Source organism: Bacillus sp. FJAT-47783, from assembly GCF_022808615.1.
Lineage (GTDB): Bacteria > Bacillota > Bacilli > Bacillales > Aeribacillaceae > Bacillus_BZ.
Map to the genome: position 1 here is coordinate 1 of NZ_JAKZKS010000023.1, position 20,897 is coordinate 20,897.

Here is a 20,897-nt window from a genome sequence, read left to right on the forward strand (position 1 = left end):
CACGCCGCCAGCGTTCGTCCTGAGCCAGGATCAAACTCTCCAATAAAAGTTTGACTTGCTCATAAAATAAATAGAATTAACAGAAACGCTTGGTTTTGTTTAGTTTTCAAAGATCATTTTAATGACACAAGACCATATTGTATCACATTACTCAGCTTTGTCAAGATGTTTTTATCAACTTCTCAAGACCAGCTTTTTAATAATACCATGACTTGTTTTATCGGTCAAGAACTTTTTTTGTTTTCTTTGTCGCTAACTCGTTGTTAGCAGCGACGAATAATAATATATCACCCATCAAATAAAAAAGCAATACTTTTTTTATAAGTTTTTCAGATTTTTTCTTAAAAGGTGCAGAAAGTAATCTCATTAAAGGCAGAGAAAAGCTGCTTGCATACTTTTGAGAGAAAAAGCGTACAAGCAGCTCTACTCTACACTGATTACTTTTGTCTCATTTGCGGGAATAATAACACATCACGGATGGATGGAGAGTTAGTTAACAGCATAACGAGACGATCAATACCAATTCCAAGTCCGCCTGTAGGAGGCATTCCATATTCTAATGCTTCTACGAAATCCTCATCCATCATATGCGCTTCATCATTTCCTTGCTCACGCTCTTTTAACTGCGCCTCAAAACGTTCACGTTGATCAATCGGGTCGTTTAATTCCGTAAAGGCATTAGCATGTTCACGACCTACAATAAAAAGCTCAAAGCGGTCTGTAAATCGTGAATCTTCTTCATTCTTTTTCGCTAATGGTGATATTTCTACAGGGTGTCCGTAAATGAAAGTTGGTTGAATCAATTTATCTTCTACTTTTTGCTCGAAAAACTCATTGACAATATGGCCATATTGCATATTATCATCAATCTCGATTCCATGAGTTTTTGCTAGTTGACGTGCTTCTTCTGTTGTCGTTACAGGCCAGAAGTCTACCCCAGTGTACTCTTTAATCGCATCCACCATATGTAAACGGGTCCACTTTGGCTCTAAGTTTACTTCGTGTTCTCCGTATTGAACTTTTGTTGTTCCTAACACTTCTTTTGCAATATGAGCAATTACATTCTCTGTAAGCTCCATAATATCTTCATAATCAGCATACGCTTCATATAGCTCAAGCATTGTAAATTCTGGGTTATGTCGAGTAGATACCCCTTCATTACGGAATACTCGGCCGATTTCATAAACTTTTTCTAGTCCACCGACGATAAGTCGTTTTAAATGAAGTTCAATTGCAATACGCATATATAATGGCATATCAAGCGCATTGTGATGTGTAATAAATGGTCGAGCTGATGCTCCACCAGGAATAGAGTGCATTGTTGGTGTTTCAACCTCTAAAAATCCTTGGCTATCAAAATATCGGCGCATCGATTGAATAATTTTACTTCTCGTAATAAACGTATTTTTAGTTTCAGGATTCATAATAAGATCAAGGTATCGTTGTCGATAGCGTTGCTCGATATCCTTTAAGCCGTGATATTTATCTGGTAATGGACGAAGTGATTTTGTTAATAGTTGAAATTCCGATACTTTAATCGAGAGCTCGCCTACTTTTGTTTTAAACACTGTACCAGTTACGCCTACGATATCCCCTAAGTCCACTGTGTTGAAAGTTTCGTAAGCTTCTTCTCCTACCGCATCTTTACGAACGTATATTTGAATTTGTCCAGATAAGTCTTGGATGTGCGCAAATCCTGCTTTTCCTTTCCCACGCTTCGTCATAACGCGACCAGCTAAAGATACAACTTCACCTTTTTCTTCGAGATCCTCTTTTGATAACGCATCGAACTGCTCTTTTACTTCTTCTGCTTGATGGGAACGCTCAAAACGCTTTCCGAAAGGATCAATTCCATTATCTTTTAATGTTTGCAACTTCTCACGTCTAACCTGTAACTGATCATTTAAATCTTGTTTGTTGTTTAGTTCTTCTTGACTCATTTTATTCCTCAACTCCAATTTGAAAGTATTCTGTAAATATGAAAGCAGAAAAACTGCCAGATAACCTGGCAGTAGTCTGGATGTCTGACAAAGAGCGCTTTAGCCTGCTTGAATTTGTTGCTCCTTCGCTTCTACTTCTTCTACAAAATTATCAATTAGGGTTACAAGTTCGTCCCGCGTTTCACATGTATTAATTTCATTACGAACCTTTGCATTACCGCGGATTCCTTTTAAGTACCAAGCAGCATGCTTCCTCATTTCTCGTACCGCAACGTGTTCATCCTTAAGTTGAATTAAGCGGTCTAAGTGCAGTTTACATACATCCATTTTTTCACGTACATTCGGCTCATCAATTAACTCGCCAGTTTCTAAATATTTAACAGTGCGGTAAATCATCCACGGGTTACCGAGTGCAGCACGACCAATCATCACACCATCTACGCCCGTTTCTTCGAGCATCCGTTTCGCATCTTGAGGTGTTTTCACATCACCATTTCCAATAACCGGAATATTCACAGATTGCTTTACTTCTTTAATGATATCCCAATTCGCTACACCTTCATACATTTGTACACGAGTACGACCATGCAAAGCTACAGCTTGGCCACCTGCCCGTTCAACTGCTTGGGCATTTTCGACCGCATAAATATGATTTTCATCCCAACCCATGCGCATTTTAACCGTTACAGGCTTCTCAACCGCATCGACAACAGATGCTACTAAGTCATAAATTTTATTCGGATCTAATAACCATTTTGCACCAGCATCACATTTTGTAATCTTCGGTACAGGACATCCCATGTTAATATCAATAATATCAGCCGTTGTATTTTTATCAACAAATTTAGCCGCTTCAACTAATGATTCTTTTTCGCCTCCAAATATTTGTAAGCTCAATGGTTTTTCACGTTCATCAATATAAAGCATCCCCATCGTTTTTACATTTTGATAAAGGATAGCCTTATCACTTACCATTTCTGCACATACTAACCCTGCGCCGAATTCTTTTACGGTTAAGCGAAAGGCAGCATTACAAACACCTGCCATCGGTGCAAGTACAACGCGGTTTTTCAATTGAATATCTCCGATTTTAAACATCAATCCAACCTCCTTTTTCATTAATCGTTTTCTGGTGTTAATTCATCAACACTTATTTCGAGTAACTCGGCTATATGTTCAACAAATTGTTTCGATGGAACTCGATTTCCCCGCTCTACTTCACCTAGTACCGAAACCGAAACACCTAAATCTTTCGCAAAACTTTCTTGAGTATAGCCTTTTAACTTTCTAAAAGCGCGAATTCTTCTTCCCCACTTTTCTGCTTCCATATCCGTACTCCTTCTTTATCCCTTAATTGATCTATTAGGTGCACAAGAGATTCTGTCCGCTGTGGAAACGTTAGGTTTGGTTCTATTTCTAACAATGGAACCAGCACAAAAGAACGTTCATACATTCTTGGGTGTGGAATAGTTAATTGTTCTGTTTCAATATTTTCATCATTGAACAATAATATGTCAAGGTCTAACGTTCTAGGGCCCCATCTGATTTCTCTCTTGCGTTCCATTTTATTCTCTATTTGTTGTAGCAAAGAAAGTAGTTGATAGGGGGTTAAATCTGTCGTAATTTTCAGCACCATATTTAGAAACAAATCTTGATCAGTATAACCGACTGGATCTGTTTCGTAAATGGAAGATTTTTTAACGATTTGGATTTGATGGGTTTCCTCCAGATCGCGTATAGCTCCATTTAAGTAGGATATTCGATCCCCTATATTCGAACCTAATGATAAATAGGCGATGTTATTCATTGTCGACCCCTCTTAATTTCAACCGCTACCGACTGATAGTGACCAGGGATAGGCGGATCTGGTTTTGTCACTTTGATAGTACATTCTTCTACTATCTCAAATTCGCGCAAAATGTTTTGCGCAATTTTTTCTGCTACAGTTTCAACGAGCTTGCATACTTCCCCTTCAACAACTTTTTGGCATATGTTATAGACATCGCCATAGTTCACGGTATACGATAAGTTATCACTTTTTCCAGCCTTATCCAAATCCAATTCTAATATGACATCTACGTAAAATCGTTGCCCTAATTTATTTTCTTCTAGAAAGACACCATGGTATCCGTAAAACGCCATGCCGTTTACATATATTTTATCGATAATGTCCTCCTCCTTTTCCAAGCATTGCATCCATCATTTTAGTCATTCTTGAAATTTGAAGAACATCGTGAACCCGGACAAACTGGCACCCTTTCTCAATGCCTAAGCAAACAGTAGCACCTGTTCCTTCCACTCGTTCAGCAGGAGGTAAATCAAGAACATGACCGATAAAGGATTTTCGAGAGGTTCCAAGTAAAACCGGATAACCAAGCGCTGTAAACTTATCTAAATTTTTCATAACCTCTAAATTATCCTCGACTGTTTTTGCAAAACCAATACCTGGGTCTAAAACAATATTCTCTTTTTTCACTCCTGCATCAAGAGCAATTGAAATACTTTCATGTAAGTCTTCTATCATATCTTCAATTAAATGACAATAATCTCGATTGGAACGATTATGCATTAATATAATCGGAACATTGTATTTAGCAGCAACTTTTGCAATTTCTGGCTCTTTTTTAGCTCCCCATACGTCGTTAATAATCGTTGCTCCCGCTTCAACCGCTTGTCTAGCTACTTCCGCTTTATATGTGTCAACAGATATAGGGACATTTATTTCCTTCGCTAAAGCTTGAATAACGGGAACTACACGATGTAACTCTTCTTCTAATGAAACAGGCTCTGCCCCAGGTCTTGTCGATTCACCACCGACATCAATAATATGAGCACCGTGGTCAACCATTTCTTTTGCACGCTCAACCGCTTGATTAAGCTCGTTAAAGCGACCCCCATCTGAAAACGAGTCAGGTGTTATATTCAATATCCCCATAATTTGCGTTTGCTCTTCAAAAGGTAATTGAAAAGGTCCGCATGATAACATACGGCTTTGAGATTTCATTTGAGTATCCATAAAATCACCTGCTTACTAGTTGATGTCGACTAAATAAGTGTGTACGATGTTTTCTATATAGCGACTTCAATTGCTGTGTAATAACACCGGCTTGTCCAACAAAACGTGTTGAGCCAATACTGGTGATCGGGACAATTTCCTGCAAGGAGTTTGTGATAAACACTTCTTGACTTTCTAATAGCTCTTCCTTTTTATAAAGACCTTCGAAAGCTGGAATACGAAGGAGGTCGAGACACGTTAAAATATATTGTCTTGTAACCCCGTTTAATATACCAGTCTCAATGGACGGTGTATAAACCTTTCCATCTTTCACCCAAAAAAGATTAGACACAATTCCTTCTGCCACAAAACCTTCATCCGTCAAAAAGATCCCTTCCATATATTGATTGGCACCGATTTCCCTTTTCGCCAAAATATTATTAAGGTAATGATGAGATTTCAATCGATATAAACCTTCCGGAGAGTTTCGACGAATCGATAATAATTCTCCTTTTTTTGTTTGGCCTTCTGGAATAGATAGTCCTTTCATAAAAAAAATTTCAGTTGGGTTTTCATAAGGCTCGACGGATAAACCTAAAATCGATTCACCAGCGGAAACATTAATACGAACGTACGCATTTTGAAGGTCGTTTAATTTTAATAATTGATTTATAATCTTTAAAGCATTCTCCCTCGTTATATGAGCTTCAATATTTAAATCCTTAAGAGCATCGTTTAACCTTTTTAAATGATCATCTATTAAAAAGGGGTGACCTTTGTATACTCGAATGGTTTCAAACACCCCTAATCCATACAAAAACCCGTGATCAAACGGAGAAATAACCGCTTCTTTTTCTCTAACAAACTCACCGTTTACATAAATAAACACTTTATACACTCTTTTCCTTACGGGAATAGCTAAGTAAAAAGTTTTTTAATAATTTTTTTCCGTCCTCCGTCATAATGGACTCTGGATGAAACTGAACACCTTCAACTGGTAATGTTTTGTGGCGAATCGCCATAATCTCATGATCTTCAGTCCAAGCAGATATATCAAAACAATCAGGCAGTGTTTCTTTTTTGACAATTAAAGAATGATAGCGGGTTGCCGTAAATGGGTTTCCAAGTCCATTAAAAATTGTTTTCCCGTCATGATAAATGTTTGAAGTTTTTCCATGCATCAGACGCTCTGCTTGAACGATTTCACCCCCAAAAACTTGGGCAATAGATTGATGTCCGAGACATACACCGAAAATCGGAATTTTACCCGCAAATGTTTCAATGACTTTTAAGCTAATGCCCGCTTCATTTGGGGAGCAAGGGCCTGGGGAAATCATTAATAAACTAGGATTTAACTTCCGTATTTCTTCAATCGTTATTTCATCATTACGTTTAACGACAAGGTCTTCCCCAAGCTCACCTAAATATTGAACTAAGTTATACGTAAATGAATCATAATTATCAATCATTAAAATCATCTCTTCTCACCTCATACTAAAAGATTCTCTTCTTCACTCATTGTCTTTGCTTTCCATAATGCCTCAGCTTTTTTTAACGACTCTCTAAACTCATATTCCGGAACAGAGTCAATAACAATTCCTGCTCCTGCCTGTACATAGCCCCAACCATCTTTTACAAATAAAGTACGAATAACGATATTAAATTCTAAGTCATCATTAAAACCGAGCCAACCGATGGAACCTGTATATATCCCTCTTCTCGTCGGCTCTAACTCTTCAATAATTTCCATTGTTCTCACTTTTGGAGCCCCAGTAATAGTTCCACCGGGAAATACAGCCCGAATAATGTCTAAAAACCCTTTACCCTCTTGTAATTCACCTTGCACATTTGACACAATATGCATTACATGGGAATATTTTTCAATGACCATGAACTCGTTCACACTTACTGTTCCGTATCGACACACCCGACCAAGGTCATTTCGTTCTAAGTCAACGAGCATGACATGTTCTGCTCGCTCTTTTTCATTATTAATCAGTTCCTTCGCAAGCTGCAAATCCTCTTCATCCGTTCTACCTCTAGAACGCGTCCCCGCAATTGGCCGAGTATTTAACGCTTGTCCTTTTCGTTTTATCAACTGTTCAGGGGAACCGCTAACAATTTGGAATTGAGGAGTATGAATATAACCCATATAAGGAGATGGATTTATTGTTCTTAATGTTTTATACAATACAAATGGATGACACGAGAGTGGTTGCGCTTGGCGAACTGATAGATTGACTTGAAAAACGTCACCTTGAGCAATATATTTTCGAACCTTCTCAACAGCTTCTTTAAACGGTTCTTCCATAAACGAAACCGGCTCAGAATCGCTATTTTTTTCTACTGAAACATAGTTAATGTTCATTTTAGAGCCATGCAGCCACAACTCTTTCCACTCGTCTAATCGATCATATACGTCTGTCTTTTCACTTTCGTCCTGGTAATGTGAAATCAACCATATATGTGAAGTTTCATGATCATAAACGGCGACTTCGTTAAACACTAAAAAATAAATATCAGGTGTTTCCAGATCATCGAATGCTATTTCTGGGAGCTTTTCAAAATATCGAACACTATCGTAGCTAATAAACCCGATTGCACCACCTTGAAAATCGGGAAGGTTCGGGTCTGTTACAGATTTGTACGCTTTCATCCATTCTTCAAAAACGAAAAGAGGGTTCCCTTCTACATGATGTTCCTCTTCTTCTTGTCGAATCGTTGTGACACCATTTTTTCCGGAAATCACCGCAAACGGTTTAATGCCAGCTATACTATAGTGTCCACCTCGACCACTTTCTAATAAGACATGATACGATTCGTCATAAGAAAGTTCCTCATATCTTTTGAAAAACATTTCTTTATCAAACGGAAATGATAACGCAATTGGTTTACGTGTCTGTTCTCGATGCATCATATAACTCTCCTTTTTACTCATACATTTATTTTACATGATAAAAGGAATGTTTACACGTGAAAGTAGGGGAGTCTTGTCATTTTGCAAAAGAAATATATATGAAATTTTGGGTATAATGACCACTTCATTTTTGTGCTTTTTGAGGAACAAAAGCCAAGGGTGCTTGCTCAGCCTCGAGCAAAAATGTTCTTCGTCCAAAAAAGACGCTCTTTACCTTTATTGGATAAAGGTTATTTGACCTTGAGGGGTTATGCAGCTTTCGCTAGACATCGAAAACTCTTTTTCCCCCTGAAAACTTTATCAAAATGATATAAATTCTAGCATTACAAAAAAATGTCGCTCAATTTTATTGAGCGACATTTTAAAAGCTTTTATTTTACTCTTCTTCAAATTGATATAACGGTGTGCTTAAGTATCTTTCTCCATTACTTGGTATGATGGCTAATACTTTTTTCCCTTTACCTAATTGCTTTGCAACTTTAAGAGCAGCGTGTATGGCAGCACCAGATGAAATTCCACCTAAAATCCCTTCTTGCCGGGCAGCCTTACGAGCTGCTTCAAAAGCCTCTTCATTTTGAACGGTAATAACTTCATCATAAATGGCCGTATCTAAAATATCAGGTACAAATCCCGCTCCAATTCCTTGGATTTTATGCGGTCCAGGTTTTCCACCTGATAGTACAGGTGAGTCTGATGGTTCAACAGCATAAATTTTTACATTTTCATATTTTTCTTTTAGAACCGAACCTGCACCTGTAATCGTACCACCAGTTCCAATTCCAGCAACAAATGCATCTAGCTGATCCCCCATTTGTTCGACAATTTCCGGACCTGTTGTAAGACGGTGAATTTCTACGTTTGCTTCATTCTTAAATTGTTGTGGCATAAAATATCCATGTTCTCGGGACAATTCTTCCGCTTTCCGAATGGCTCCGCCCATTCCCTCTGATCCCGGAGTTAGAACAAGTTCTGCACCATATGCACGCAATAAGTTTCGACGTTCTAAACTCATTGTATCAGGCATCACTAAAATCGCCCGTAACCCTTTAGCAGCAGCCACCATCGCAAGGCCAATACCTGTATTCCCACTTGTCGGTTCGATAATTGTATCGCCTTTTTTTAATTTCCCTGCTTTTTCTGCAGCCTCCACCATCGCATAAGCAATTCGGTCTTTCACACTACTTCCAGGATTCATGAATTCTAATTTTAAATAAACGTCTGCACTATTTTCATCAACAATTTGATTTAACTTTACTACAGGAGTCTTACCAATTAAATCCAAAATTGAATTTGCCACAACAGCCATATTCCCCACCCCTATTTCCGAGTAATTTTATTGGTTTTATAGAAAATATAGCAACATTTTTTAGAACTGTCAATTACTTCGTATGTAATGTTAATCTTGATTACCATAAAACCAAGTAACACCTATTTCTTCCCATAATTTTTTTGTAGTAACATTTCCTTCCATTTGCTCAAGAGCCAATTGTCTGCGAATTTGATCACGTACATCTTCATAACGATATGCCACACCATCTAATTTTTCGTGTAAAAGGATGATAGCATATTGATCGTCAATTTGAATGGCATTAGACCATTCACCCTTTTTTAATTTCCCCGCTTCTTCAACATATTTTTTTGGTGTATAATTATTACTATTTTCTGACACATAGCCTAAATCGCCACCATTAGCCGCCGTTATCTCATCAATCGATCGCTCAGCTGCTAACGCTTCAAAACTTGAGCCTTCATCCAATTCCTTTAAAATCTGCGATACTTCCTCCTTAGTCTTTACGACAATATGCGAAAGGTGATAGGATGTATCAATTTGATAATACTGTTTATTCGCATCAAAATATTGTCTCATTTCTTCCTCAGACACGTCTACATCCTTTGTTAACAGCTCTTCTAACAAAATACTGTAGCGAATTTGTTCACGCCAGTTTTCTTCCTCTTGAATCCCTTCTTCACCAAACGCATTATATGTCGCTTTAAACATCATCAATTCTCGGTCAATCACCTTCTCAGGCACTTCGATATCATATTTTTTCGCTAGCTCTTCTACCACTTTCTTGTTGATCATATTTTCTAAAGTCGTTTTCCCAAATCGGTTTTCAAGCTCAGCTAACCATTCTTGACGATTGATTACTTCATCACCGATTTGAGCGACCGTTTCAGATTGTGTTGCTGCTTCATTACTTGAAGTAGCGATGGATGTTTTTCCATTGTTCAACAAAAGGGCTATCGTTAAGCAGTTCGTAACGACAAGACCAAAAATAATGCCCCATAAAGTCTTTCCCTTCACCTTCTCCAGCTCCCTTAAACGTCTTATCTATTAGCAGATGCTTTTAAGCTTTCTAATTCTTCTTTTGAGAAATGATACGTTTCATGACAAAAGTGGCATTCTGCTTCTGCTTTTTCGTCCTCGTCAATCATCGCTTGAATTTCATCGGCACCGAGGCTAACAATAGCATTCATAAAACGTTCTTTTGAACATTGACATTGGAATTTTACTGGCATTTTATCAATAATTTTCACATTTTCTTTTCCTAATACTTCTTCTAAAATTTCTTCTGGCGTAAGCCCTTTTTGAATTAATTTCGAAATAGGTTCTAGGCTACTTAGTCGATTTTCAATTTGGGCAATCGTCGATTCTTCTGTACCAGGCATTAATTGAATAATAAATCCACCGGCAGCTAATATACTGTTATCAGGGTTTACGAGAACACCTACACCGACTGAAGAAGGCACTTGTTCTGATGAGACTAAATAATACGTAAAGTCCTCACCAAGCTCACCTGAAACTAATGGAACTTGCCCAGTAAAATGTTCTCTAAGTCCTAAATCTTTTACAATCGTTAACGTTCCAGAAGTTCCAACAGCACGAGCAACGTCTAATTTACCGTTTTGATTCAAATCAAAATGCGTTTGTGGGTTTGTTACATAGCCACGAACGTCCCCTTTTGCATTAACGTCAACTAAAATGACCCCGATTGGTCCCCCACCTTCAACTTTAATCGTTATTTTTTCTTCTCCCTTTAACATCGAACCGAGCATAACGCCGGCTGTCATTGTACGGCCTAGCGCTGCAGAAGCGGTTGGCCACGTTTGATGTCTTCGCTGTGCTTCCCCAACTGATTCAGTTGTTCTAACAGCATAAGCACGAACTTGTCCGTTAAAAGCTAATGACTTTACTAAGTAGTCGTTCATCGTTGTTACTCCTTTCCTACATTCCGTTCATAAATAAGTTGTAACCCCTTTAATGTTAAAAAAGGATCGACAATATCAATAATATTGGATTCTTTGGCAATTAATGCAGCTAGACCCCCTGTAGCAATCACAGTAGGTGCCTTTTTAGCTTGTGCTTTCATTCTTGACACAATTCCTTCCACTTGTCCTACATAACCGTATAAAATACCTGCTTGCATAGCACTTACTGTATTTTTGCCAATAATGTCATCAGGTCGAACAATCTCTATCCTCGGTAATTTAGCAGCTTTAGAATATAAAGCTTCAGTTGAAATATTTACCCCAGGCGCTATGGCACCACCCATATACTGCTTTTCCTCATTAATGTAACAATATGTCGTAGCGGTTCCGAAATCAACAATAATCAGTGGTCCTCCATATAAATGAATGCCAGCTACTGCATTGACGATCCGGTCTGCCCCTACTTCACGAGGGTTTTCATATTTAATATTCAACCCTGTTTTAATCCCAGGGCCGACAATTAGTGGTTTTACATGGAAGTACTTATGACACATTCTTTCTAAAGCAAACATAATCGGTGGTACAACTGAAGAAATAATCATCCCTTTTATGTCGGCAAAGGTTAACCCAACGTGCTCAAACAATGATTTAAAGAGCATGCCAAACTCATCTTCTGTTTTATTTCGACTTGTTTCAATACGCCAATGATGCTTTAATTCATCTTTTACATATATCCCAATAACTGTATTTGTGTTTCCTACATCCAAAACTAAAATCACTTGACATCACCTTTGTTTATTTTATCTATTATTCAAAAAACATTCTGACCTCATCATATCACAATTTTATTATTAGAGTTACCATGTACCCACAACACTTCATTTAATATAAGAAAAGCAAAAACTTCATAGAGTAGGGGAACGGGAGTGAATGTCAGTGTTTTTTTCATCCCCCACTGAATGTTACTTGAACCAATCAGACCTTTACCCCACCTATCTTCTTTGCTTTACTACAGAATCTTGAGGTGGGGGTCTTACTGTCTGTTAAGAGGGGCTAAAACGACATGTTATTTATTCTTTTCCGACAGAAAAACCGCCAATTAGAAAAACTAATTGACGGTCTTGATGGATAAGCTTACTCTTTCGATTCCACATTACGAGAAGAGTCATGATCTTTTTGAGTTTGAATATTGACGCGTACATCTTCTGATGAAGAGGCTTCATCTTTGTTTTCACGAGCAACAATATTCACTTCTGCTTTACGCTCAGGAAGTTTTCCTTTCTCAACTAAATGTTTAATTTGGTCAGCATCCAATGTTTCAACTTCCAATAATGTTTTAGCCACAAGCTCCAGCTTTTCGTTATTTTCAGTTAAAATTGTTTTCGCACGCTCGTAACAATCTTTAATAATTCGTTGAATTTCTAAGTCGATTTCGTAAGCAATAGCATCACTATAGTTTTGCTCATTTTGAATGTCACGTCCAAGGAACACTTGACTTTGCGTACTACCAAATTGAAGCGGACCAAGTTTATCAGACATTCCGAATTCTGTGACCATGCGACGAGCAATTCCTGTAGCACGTTGGAAGTCATTGTGGGCACCCGTGCTTACTTCACCAAAAGTAATTTCTTCTGCTACGCGCCCTCCTAAAAGACCCGTAATTTTGTCTAGCAACTCAGGCTTCGTCATGAAGTAACGATCCTCTTTTGGCAACATAACTGCATAGCCTCCAGCTTGACCACGAGGAACAATCGTTACTTTATGTACCATTTCAGCTTCATCCAGAACGAGTCCAATAATAGTATGACCCGCTTCATGGTAGGCAACAATGTTTCGTTCTTTTTCGGAAATAACACGACTTTTCTTAGCTGGACCTGCAATAACACGATCCGTCGCCTCATCGATATCAGTCATGTCGACTTTCTTTTTATTTTGGCGAGCCGCTACAAGTGCTGCTTCATTTAATAAGTTCTCAAGATCAGCACCAGAAAAGCCAGGTGTTCTCATCGCGATGCTCTTTAAGTTAACAGATTCATCTAAAGGTTTATTACGCGCATGGACTTTAAGCACTGCCTCACGCCCATTTACATCTGGACGATCCACTGTAATTTGACGGTCAAAGCGACCAGGACGCAATAATGCTGGATCTAAAATATCTGGACGGTTTGTTGCTGCAATAATAATAATTCCCTCATTTGCACTAAATCCATCCATCTCAACAAGCAACTGGTTTAATGTTTGTTCACGCTCATCGTGACCGCCGCCTAATCCGGCTCCACGTTGACGACCAACTGCATCAATCTCATCAATAAAAATAATACATGGTGCATTTTTCTTTGCATTTTCAAATAAATCACGAACACGGGATGCACCGACACCGACAAACATCTCAACAAAGTCTGAACCACTGATCGAGAAGAATGGCACCCCAGCCTCACCTGCTACGGCACGTGCTAATAGCGTTTTACCTGTACCCGGAGGTCCAACTAAAAGAACACCTTTTGGTATACGCGCACCGAGCTCTGAAAATTTTCTTGGGTCTTTTAAAAACTCAACGACTTCTACAAGCTCAGCTTTTTCTTCATCAGCACCTGCGACATCTTTAAACTTCACTTTTTTCTTCTCTTCATTGTAAAGTTTTGCTTTACTCTTACCAAAATTCATGACGCGACTACCGCCACCTTGAGCTTGGTTGAGTAAAAAGAAGAAAAGAAAAATGATAATGACAAACGGAATGATGGACGTAAAGAACGCTACCCATCCATTCGTATCTTCTGCTTGTACATATGTGAGATCTGTACGGTTTTCGTTTGCAGCTTTATTAACTTGTGCTAAAGCATCATCACCAGAAATATACGTTAAGAAGTATTGGTCATCTGCGTATCCTTCTAAATGACCTCTCACTTCATATACACCACGAACCGGCTGTAACGTTATATTTTCTACATCTCCAGCCTCTAATTTAGAGACGAAGGTACTAAATGTAATTTGTTCAGGTTTTTGGTTGCCGCCTTGGAAGAAGCTAACAACACCAATTACCACTAGAAAAATAAGCAAATAAAATATTGTATTACGGAAGATCCGATTCATTCCTTACCTCCTCCCACGGTGAAAACAAAATATAGTCAATAGTATCATAGAAAATCATTCCATTACAACAGATTGGCACTTGTTACAAATTTCAATGGATGTTTATTCACTTTTTTGATACACTTCTTGTTTTAATACGCCAATAAACGGAAGGTTGCGGTATTTTTCTGCATAATCTAAACCGTAACCAACTACGAAAGCATCTGGAACTTCAAATCCCACATAATCTGCTTTAATATCTGCTTTGCGACCACTTGGCTTATCTAACAGTGTAACGATTTTAATGGACTTTGCTTTACGGTAGCGAAACAGCTCCACAAGATAACTTAACGTTAAGCCACTATCGATAATATCCTCGATAATTAATATGTCACGGCCTTCGACAGAAGTATCTAAGTCTTTAATAATTTTTACCTCTCCTGTTGAGACGGTTTGGTTGCCGTAACTGGAAACATCCATAAAATCCATTTCCAAATATGTATTCATGCGTTTTAAAAGATCCCCCATAAATGGCATTGCACCTTTTAAAACACCAATAGCGAGAGGATATTTATCCTTATAATCCTCTGTTAGAGCGGTACCAAGCTCTTTTACCTTTGTTTGAATTTCTTCTTCAGAAATCAAAACTTTTTCAATATCATTTAACATTCTTTTGTTCCTCCTAGAAGATCATTGCTCTTTATATTGTAATACAATGTATGATTGATTGGTAACGTCAAACACCTCAAAAATTGACTTTTTTAATAAAGGAATCCATATAATATTACCTTTCCCATCTTCTATAATCGGCCAAACTTCCCGTTCATCTTTCGGCACCTTCTTATCAATATAAATATCTTTTACCTTTTTACTCCCATTCATGCCTTTTACGTGAATTTTATCACCAGCTCTCCTGCTTCGAACCGTTAATGGCTCATTTAAAAGATGAAGAGGTAAAAAGAAGGTATGATGGTCTTTATACGTAGGGACCCCTTCAAAAGTTTCACAAATTATTTTTTTCCCATTCGGCAAAGTAATTTCACCTGGAATTTTCAAATGGAACTCGTAAGGTATAGGCTTAGGTGGTTTATTCGTGATCGTAAATTTGTCATAAGATTTGATAGCTTTGAAACCTAACGGAAAATCCATCGTACTTGAAGGATGAGGTTGATACATCATTCCTTTAATACTTTCGATATGTATGGCAGAAAAAGCGGGGGAATGATGGCCTTTGGAAAGATAGTTTAATATTAGATGAATCACCCTTCTTTGTAAAGGAGGGGGAAGCTTTTTGAATTCACTAACCTTCATGATTACCTCAAAGTTTGTTTTTCTTTCCATTACTTTATTCATTTTTTCTATTGCTAATTCCTCTAAAAATTGTTCATCTTCTTCAAGAATTTCACTAAAATATTGAAAATGTTGATGAACTTGTGGATTCTCTTTTTTCAAAAATGGCAATATGTATTTACGAAATCGGTTTCTTGTATACATATCTTGTTCGTTACTCGGGTCAAAACGAGGGTTTATACCATGTTTTTCACAGTAAGTTAAAATTTCTTTTTTCGTCACACTTAGTAGTGGTCGAACAAGATAGCCTCTGCCAAATTTTCTCTTCTTTGAAATCCCTATTAAGCCTTTTCCAACCGTCCCCCGAACAAGTTTCATTAAAATCGTTTCAACTTGATCATCACCATGATGACCTAAAGCGAGAACATCTGCGTCATACTCCTCCATCACTTCTTTAAAAAATGCGTAACGGCACTCTCTTGCAGCGGCTTGCTTATTTAAGCGCTCCTTTTTAGCATATGCTTTGACATCTATTTGTTTTGTTACACAACGGATTCCAAGTGATTGACAGAATTTTTTCACATCATCCATTTCTTCCTCTGATTGTCGCCCTCTAAACATGTGATCTACATGTGCTGCAACAAGATGCAATGAAAAAGTATGTCGCAAACAATATAAAATATGTAATAAAGCAAGGGAGTCAGGCCCCCCAGAAACACCTACAACAACTGTCGAGTGATGTTCTATTAATTGTCTGTCAGAAATTTCTTTTTTAACCTTTTCAAACAACACGTGTCACTTCACTTTGCAACTAGAAATTATTTGACATCTCAACAGGGAAATCCGAATAATTGGATGTTCATTTACCTATATCGTATCATTATTTCCCGATAAACTGCAAAAGTTATAATGGTTGAATCATAAATTTCTTATATTTTCTTAAAGCAAGTTCGTAAAAATGTATAATGAGTATAGAAACGCAAGGAAAATGACGATAAAAACCGTTTCAAAAACTCCTCTTCTTTGCTTTTTCTTCTTTTTTTTGTATTGTTTTCTATTCGGAGGTGGAGATGTGCGAGAATTCATGGTAGATTTACGCATCTTTGGTTTTTTCTCATCAGATAAAAGCTGCATCAGCTCTTTTTTCATGAAAGCTGCTGAAGAATAGGAACTATTTAGAGCGTTTGTTAACAGCTTTTTTCGCTTATTTAAGTATGGATGAGATTCGATCATTTGCGTTAAGTAATCTTTCCCATTTCCTTTTTTTGAAAACCGTTTTGGATATACGACATTTATCATAATCATTGCGACAGCAAATAAATCGTAGCTTGGTTCAGCTCTTCTCATCCCAACCTCCCAATAGCCACGATCAAAAAATTCAGTAAACTCCTTTATAGAACGTCCAATTCTCGTAGTTCCTCCCACATCAATACAGCGAATTTTTACAGGAGGATATGTGACGATTAAATTATCTGGCTTTAAATCACCAAATACCCAACCCGATTGGTGCAACTTATCTAAGTCACTTAGTAGTTGAAGAATTAATATATCGGCCCATTCTAAACCCCTTGTCTGGACAAATTTTATAAAATGCTCCCCTTCTATATACTCCATCACATAGAAAGGGAGGTGTTTTTTTAACAGTGGATGATAATAATCATCCACATCGATTAAAGAAGGCCCAAGAATTGAACCTTGGGCCTCGGCAAGTCGCTTTAAAACATTTACTTCTGAAGTAATTCCCATGCTATTTTCGCTAAGCTTTAAAGCGACTTTACCGTGTTGACTAGTAGCTAAATAAACTTGACCGACTGCTCCCCGCCCTAAAAGCCGCTCTACTTGATACGTACGGGCATGCCACCTTCCTTTTATAACCGTACCCGGCGTCACATTAAAGTTGTTGTTCATCGACATGTTCTTCATCTAATAAATAACTCCTTAACGAGCGTTTCTTTTTAAAACTTTGTGCAGCTTCCCGAATAGCAGGACCAGTTGGGGTTATACCACCTGTTGTGAGCTTAGGGAAAATGGACGAAATCGATTCTAACTTCGGTGTCCAATCGAGCACATTTTCTACATCTTGCTTTTTCCCCGGAAATACACTAATAGAAAATTGATTTCGTCCGATTCTTGAATTTAAGCTAATTGAAAGATCAAGCAAAGCCTCTTTTACCGTCGGTAGCTTCGGTTCCATGCTTGCACTTGTATCAACAAGAATAAGGATTTCTAAATTAACCGTTTCCCCTAATTCATCCACTACTTCCATTACTTCTCCCCGTTCCTCCGGAGGTAATTCTTCAATAGAAGAATTTTTACCTAAAATATGCCGCAATTCCTGATTAACAACACCTTGAAGGGTTTGGGTCATCGCTTGTCTTGTTACCATTTGCACAGTATGTGAAAGTTGATGCGAATAAACAATTTGACTAACACCACCTCCCGACATCGCAATACCTTCTATTTCCTCCATCGCTTCTTGATCAATCACTTTTTCATCTACAATTCCAATGACATTCACCGTGATTCCTTGCTCTTTTGCTAATGCTGCCATTGCAATAGGGTCTTCCCCTTTATTCGAACATCCGTCTGTTAATAGTAAGATTTGCTTTAACGTACCTTTTTTCATTATGTCCCCTCCTCGTTACGAGTTCGCATTACCATCCTCGCCACTTTAAAGGGTATTTATACGACAGACTTGAGGTTACCCAGTCTTCTTTGAATATTTGACTACTGGTATTGATGCCCACTTAGGTGTATTATGATCAATTTCTGCCACGACAATGGTCATATCATCATCAATTCGACCTGATCTTGTCCGAATCACCTCTTCCATAATGATATCTGCTATTTCCTGAGGATCATTTGTTTCAAGCTCTTTTATTTTCCGTTTCATCCATAAATCATGATTTTCTACATGTTTTGGCCCTTCAAAAATTCCATCGCTCATCATAATTAATATATCTTTTGCTTTCAATTGTTCATCTACAACATCTACTTCAATCTCCTCGACGATGCCTATCGGTAAGTTGCTCGCTTGTACTTTTATCACTTTGTCTCCACGTTTTATAAAGCTAGGGGTTGAACCTATCTTCATAAATTTACAATTTGCATCTTGTAAATCAATAATGGCTAAATCTAACGTTGAAAACATTTCATCTGTTGTTCGTAAAGAGAGAATGGAATTAACGGTTTTAATCGCAATTTTTTCATCAATACCTGATTGGAGAATTTTTTGAAGAAGTTTAATCGTTTCATTACTTTCAAAATGTGCTCTTTCACCATTCCCCATTCCATCGCTTATGGCGAGTGCGTACTTACCAACACCTAATTCAATCATCGTATAGCTATCGCCAGAGACAAGTCCTCCCCCCTTAGCTGCATGCGCTACACCTGTTTCCACCCGAAATGTCTTTGCTGAGCCAAAGGACACGTGACAATATCCGTTTGGAAATTTCGCACATTGTTCACGCTTTACGACTATCGTTTCTTCTAATATATCTGAAAGCATCGGAGCAATAATTTTTTCGCACTCTCCATGGCCATTGCAATAAGGAATGCTCATCTCTATATCGACATTTCCTTGTTCTAAGTTATAAATATCAATATGACCTATTTCCACACCAAAGTTTTGTAATGCTTCAAATATTTGATCTTCTTGCAAGAAATGATGCTCACGTTCCTTTTTCATCTCTTTTGAAAAATCACTCATGACTTGGGAGACCCCACTTAATTGTTCCGCTACTAGTCTTCTCGTTTCTTGTATTTGCTTTTTCAGTTTTTGATTTGCAAGGAAATAATTCATTTCTTGTTCCATCGTTTCTTCAACTTTTTGTGCTTTCGAGCAATATTTATCAAACTCTCTTTTTAATTTTCTGTTTGAGTGATACGTATTTTCCTTTTGTTCAATCATCATTTGCTTCATGAATTGATATGTTTGATCAAAATTTTGTGCCCAACACTTATCTTTTTTAAAGCACGTTTGACAAGTGCTCTCGGTAATTTTGCTTAAAAATAAATCAACCTCACGATCATCATCTAACGCTTCATCTGAATAAAGTGTTGTAAAGCTTTCTGATAGCGCATGAAACACATTCGAAAACTGATCTACACGATGTGCCGTCACATCTCGAATTTTTCTTACATACAATTGTTGTTCAATCGCATATTCATTCGTCCCTGGAATATGTTTCGCAAGTCGTTCAGTTAAGGAACGTGGTGTTACTAGGAACAAAGCGACAGCTACAAGAGATTCTAACATGTTTGTCCAAATATCGGTTGAACCTTCTCCATAGAGGGTTAATAACATCGAACCTATTAACAAGCCGATGGCAGCGCCTAGCTTTCTTCCTTCCTTTAATAATCCACCGAGCAGACCAGAGAAAGCTAATAAACTCATTTGATATAAATTACCAATGTTCGCTAAACTTAGGACAAGACCTGTAACAACCCCTACCGTACAGCCAAGACTTGCACCACCTGTAAAGGCAAATAGAAGGACGACATACCTTGAGACAATATGTTCTGCTTGAAGATTTTCATATTGAATCCCGATTAAGCCTGTCATCACAGAAGCTAATAAAATCATTAAACAAATAATCTCTTCGATTTTGTAAGTTTGTTTAAACGTTCTCGCTGAAATAAGTGGAATACTTTGAAGAAAGATTAAGGTTAAAATAAACGACAAACCTGACTCTACTCCAGACATCATATAATCATAGAGTGTAAGTGAACCGGTCATGAAATACGAATACAATAGTCTCGTAAGTAATAAGGAGGCGAAAACGGTGAATGGCAGAGCTTTTAAACGATCATCATAAAAAAATGTAGTTATTTTATTTACTAGTAGGAATATAAATATAGAAGAACCGACGACAACGGCTATTTGCGGGGAAATTGTTAACGATCCTGCTATTAAAGAAAAAGCTGCTAATAACGCTTTATCTTTTTTCATAAGTAAAATTGCACCAAAAAACGGGAGGGCAAATGGAACAATTTCAGAAAGGATGAAAGCTCTTCCAAGTAAAAAACCAATAATCACATAAACTAAGCCTCGATAAAACATAATCGAATACATCTTTAAACTAATATTCTTCCATAATTTCCCCAAAACAGCATGTGCCTTCTGAAGACTGATTCCGGACGCTGGCTCGACTAACCTTCTTTCCACTTTCTCCATTACAGACACTCCCCCATATTTATAGTTAACTGTATCATAACAGAACAAACGGAAATAATTTGTCAAAATAAGGGATTAGTTTTCAGAATCTTTCGACTATTAACGTTGGATGCGACAGAAATAGTTGCGAATAGACAAGCTTTCAGAAAAAAATTGCTATATTTTGAGGATAACATTTATGATGATGGCAATGTTTTTTAATATTAATCAGATAAAAAACGACTCTTTTCCATTTAAGAAAAGAGTCGTTTTTTATGACCCGTACGGGATTCGAACCCGTGTTACCGCCGTGAAAGGGCG

General features: G+C 37.7%; 19 protein-coding genes. All 19 read right to left on the reverse strand.

Annotated elements, in window-relative coordinates:
• Positions 1-437: 437 nt before the first annotated feature.
• Positions 438-1,940, reverse strand: a complete 1,503-nt coding sequence (gene lysS / locus MLD65_RS14370; protein WP_243292549.1) for a lysine--tRNA ligase — start codon at positions 1,938-1,940, stop codon at positions 438-440.
• 99 nt (positions 1,941-2,039) lie between these two features.
• Positions 2,040-3,038 carry a tRNA dihydrouridine synthase DusB gene (dusB, locus tag MLD65_RS14375; RefSeq protein WP_243292550.1) on the reverse strand — a complete coding sequence of 333 codons (999 nt, stop codon included), beginning with the start codon at positions 3,036-3,038 and terminating at the stop codon, positions 2,040-2,042.
• Positions 3,039-3,058: 20 nt separating this feature from the next.
• Positions 3,059-3,268 carry a helix-turn-helix domain-containing protein gene (locus tag MLD65_RS14380; protein ID WP_243292551.1) on the reverse strand — a complete coding sequence of 70 codons (210 nt, stop codon included), beginning with the start codon at positions 3,266-3,268 and terminating at the stop codon, positions 3,059-3,061.
• Positions 3,220-3,747: a 2-amino-4-hydroxy-6-hydroxymethyldihydropteridine diphosphokinase gene (gene folK / locus MLD65_RS14385; RefSeq protein WP_243292552.1), complete on the reverse strand. Its 528-nt coding sequence runs from the start codon at positions 3,745-3,747 to the stop codon at positions 3,220-3,222. Before folK ends, MLD65_RS14380 begins: the two co-directional genes overlap by 49 nt.
• Positions 3,744-4,106, reverse strand: a complete 363-nt coding sequence (gene folB, locus MLD65_RS14390; protein ID WP_243292601.1) for a dihydroneopterin aldolase — start codon at positions 4,104-4,106, stop codon at positions 3,744-3,746. Before folB ends, folK begins: the two co-directional genes overlap by 4 nt.
• Entirely contained in the window at positions 4,099-4,944 is an 846-nt protein-coding gene (gene folP, locus MLD65_RS14395) for a dihydropteroate synthase (protein ID WP_481748536.1), read from the reverse strand. The genes folB and folP overlap by 8 nt, the downstream gene beginning before the upstream one ends.
• 16 nt (positions 4,945-4,960) lie before the next feature.
• A complete protein-coding gene (pabC, locus tag MLD65_RS14400; protein ID WP_243292553.1) occupies positions 4,961-5,824 on the reverse strand; it encodes an aminodeoxychorismate lyase in 864 nt (287 codons plus the stop codon).
• Between the two features lies 1 nt (position 5,825).
• A complete protein-coding gene (gene pabA / locus MLD65_RS14405) occupies positions 5,826-6,413 on the reverse strand; it encodes an aminodeoxychorismate/anthranilate synthase component II (RefSeq protein ID WP_243292554.1) in 588 nt (195 codons plus the stop codon).
• Positions 6,414-6,424: 11 nt separating this feature from the next.
• Complete coding sequence (locus MLD65_RS14410) at positions 6,425-7,852, reverse strand: anthranilate synthase component I family protein (protein ID WP_279326095.1); 1,428 nt, start codon at positions 7,850-7,852, stop codon at positions 6,425-6,427.
• A 376-nt stretch (positions 7,853-8,228) separates the two neighbouring features.
• Positions 8,229-9,158: a cysteine synthase A gene (cysK, locus tag MLD65_RS14415; RefSeq protein ID WP_243292555.1), complete on the reverse strand. Its 930-nt coding sequence runs from the start codon at positions 9,156-9,158 to the stop codon at positions 8,229-8,231.
• Positions 9,159-9,248: 90 nt separating this feature from the next.
• On the reverse strand, positions 9,249-10,157 hold the full coding sequence (locus MLD65_RS14420) for a peptidyl-prolyl cis-trans isomerase (protein WP_243292556.1): 909 nt from the start codon (positions 10,155-10,157) through the stop codon (positions 9,249-9,251).
• Between the two features lie 23 nt (positions 10,158-10,180).
• On the reverse strand, positions 10,181-11,062 hold the full coding sequence (gene hslO / locus MLD65_RS14425; protein WP_243292557.1) for an Hsp33 family molecular chaperone HslO: 882 nt from the start codon (positions 11,060-11,062) through the stop codon (positions 10,181-10,183).
• Positions 11,063-11,067: 5 nt separating this feature from the next.
• On the reverse strand, positions 11,068-11,841 hold the full coding sequence (locus tag MLD65_RS14430) for a type III pantothenate kinase (protein ID WP_243292558.1): 774 nt from the start codon (positions 11,839-11,841) through the stop codon (positions 11,068-11,070).
• A 355-nt stretch (positions 11,842-12,196) separates the two neighbouring features.
• Entirely contained in the window at positions 12,197-14,152 is a 1,956-nt protein-coding gene (gene ftsH, locus MLD65_RS14435; protein ID WP_243292559.1) for an ATP-dependent zinc metalloprotease FtsH, read from the reverse strand.
• 102 nt (positions 14,153-14,254) lie between these two features.
• On the reverse strand, positions 14,255-14,800 hold the full coding sequence (gene hpt / locus MLD65_RS14440; RefSeq protein WP_243292560.1) for a hypoxanthine phosphoribosyltransferase: 546 nt from the start codon (positions 14,798-14,800) through the stop codon (positions 14,255-14,257).
• A gap of 21 nt (positions 14,801-14,821) precedes the next feature.
• On the reverse strand, positions 14,822-16,213 hold the full coding sequence (tilS, locus tag MLD65_RS14445) for a tRNA lysidine(34) synthetase TilS (RefSeq protein ID WP_481748533.1): 1,392 nt from the start codon (positions 16,211-16,213) through the stop codon (positions 14,822-14,824).
• Between the two features lie 147 nt (positions 16,214-16,360).
• Positions 16,361-17,344: a protein kinase domain-containing protein gene (locus tag MLD65_RS14450; protein ID WP_243292562.1), complete on the reverse strand. Its 984-nt coding sequence runs from the start codon at positions 17,342-17,344 to the stop codon at positions 16,361-16,363.
• Positions 17,313-18,047, reverse strand: coding sequence for a VWA domain-containing protein (locus MLD65_RS14455; protein ID WP_243292563.1), 735 nt, complete (start codon positions 18,045-18,047; stop codon positions 17,313-17,315). Before MLD65_RS14455 ends, MLD65_RS14450 begins: the two co-directional genes overlap by 32 nt.
• A 75-nt stretch (positions 18,048-18,122) precedes the next feature.
• Entirely contained in the window at positions 18,123-20,597 is a 2,475-nt protein-coding gene (gene spoIIE / locus MLD65_RS14460) for a stage II sporulation protein E (RefSeq protein WP_243292564.1), read from the reverse strand.
• Positions 20,598-20,897 lie beyond the last annotated feature (300 nt).

Bases quoted from the DNA above. Each gene is read 5' to 3' on its own strand.
- folK (WP_243292552.1), bottom strand. From the start codon at position 3,747: ATGAATAACATCGCCTATTTATCATTAGGTTCGAATATAGGGGATCGA.
- MLD65_RS14450 (WP_243292562.1), bottom strand. From the start codon at position 17,344: ATGAAGAACATGTCGATGAACAACAACTTTAATGTGACGCCGGGTACG.
- hslO (WP_243292557.1), bottom strand. From the start codon at position 11,062: ATGAACGACTACTTAGTAAAGTCATTAGCTTTTAACGGACAAGTTCGT.
- cysK (WP_243292555.1), bottom strand. From the start codon at position 9,158: ATGGCTGTTGTGGCAAATTCAATTTTGGATTTAATTGGTAAGACTCCT.
- dusB (WP_243292550.1), bottom strand. From the start codon at position 3,038: ATGTTTAAAATCGGAGATATTCAATTGAAAAACCGCGTTGTACTTGCA.
- lysS (WP_243292549.1), bottom strand. From the start codon at position 1,940: ATGAGTCAAGAAGAACTAAACAACAAACAAGATTTAAATGATCAGTTA.
- hpt (WP_243292560.1), bottom strand. From the start codon at position 14,800: ATGTTAAATGATATTGAAAAAGTTTTGATTTCTGAAGAAGAAATTCAA.
- spoIIE (WP_243292564.1), bottom strand. From the start codon at position 20,597: ATGGAGAAAGTGGAAAGAAGGTTAGTCGAGCCAGCGTCCGGAATCAGT.
- ftsH (WP_243292559.1), bottom strand. From the start codon at position 14,152: ATGAATCGGATCTTCCGTAATACAATATTTTATTTGCTTATTTTTCTA.
- MLD65_RS14410 (WP_279326095.1), bottom strand. From the start codon at position 7,852: ATGATGCATCGAGAACAGACACGTAAACCAATTGCGTTATCATTTCCG.
- MLD65_RS14380 (WP_243292551.1), bottom strand. From the start codon at position 3,268: ATGGAAGCAGAAAAGTGGGGAAGAAGAATTCGCGCTTTTAGAAAGTTA.
- MLD65_RS14455 (WP_243292563.1), bottom strand. From the start codon at position 18,047: ATGAAAAAAGGTACGTTAAAGCAAATCTTACTATTAACAGACGGATGT.
- pabA (WP_243292554.1), bottom strand. From the start codon at position 6,413: ATGATTTTAATGATTGATAATTATGATTCATTTACGTATAACTTAGTT.
- folP (WP_481748536.1), bottom strand. From the start codon at position 4,944: ATGAAATCTCAAAGCCGTATGTTATCATGCGGACCTTTTCAATTACCT.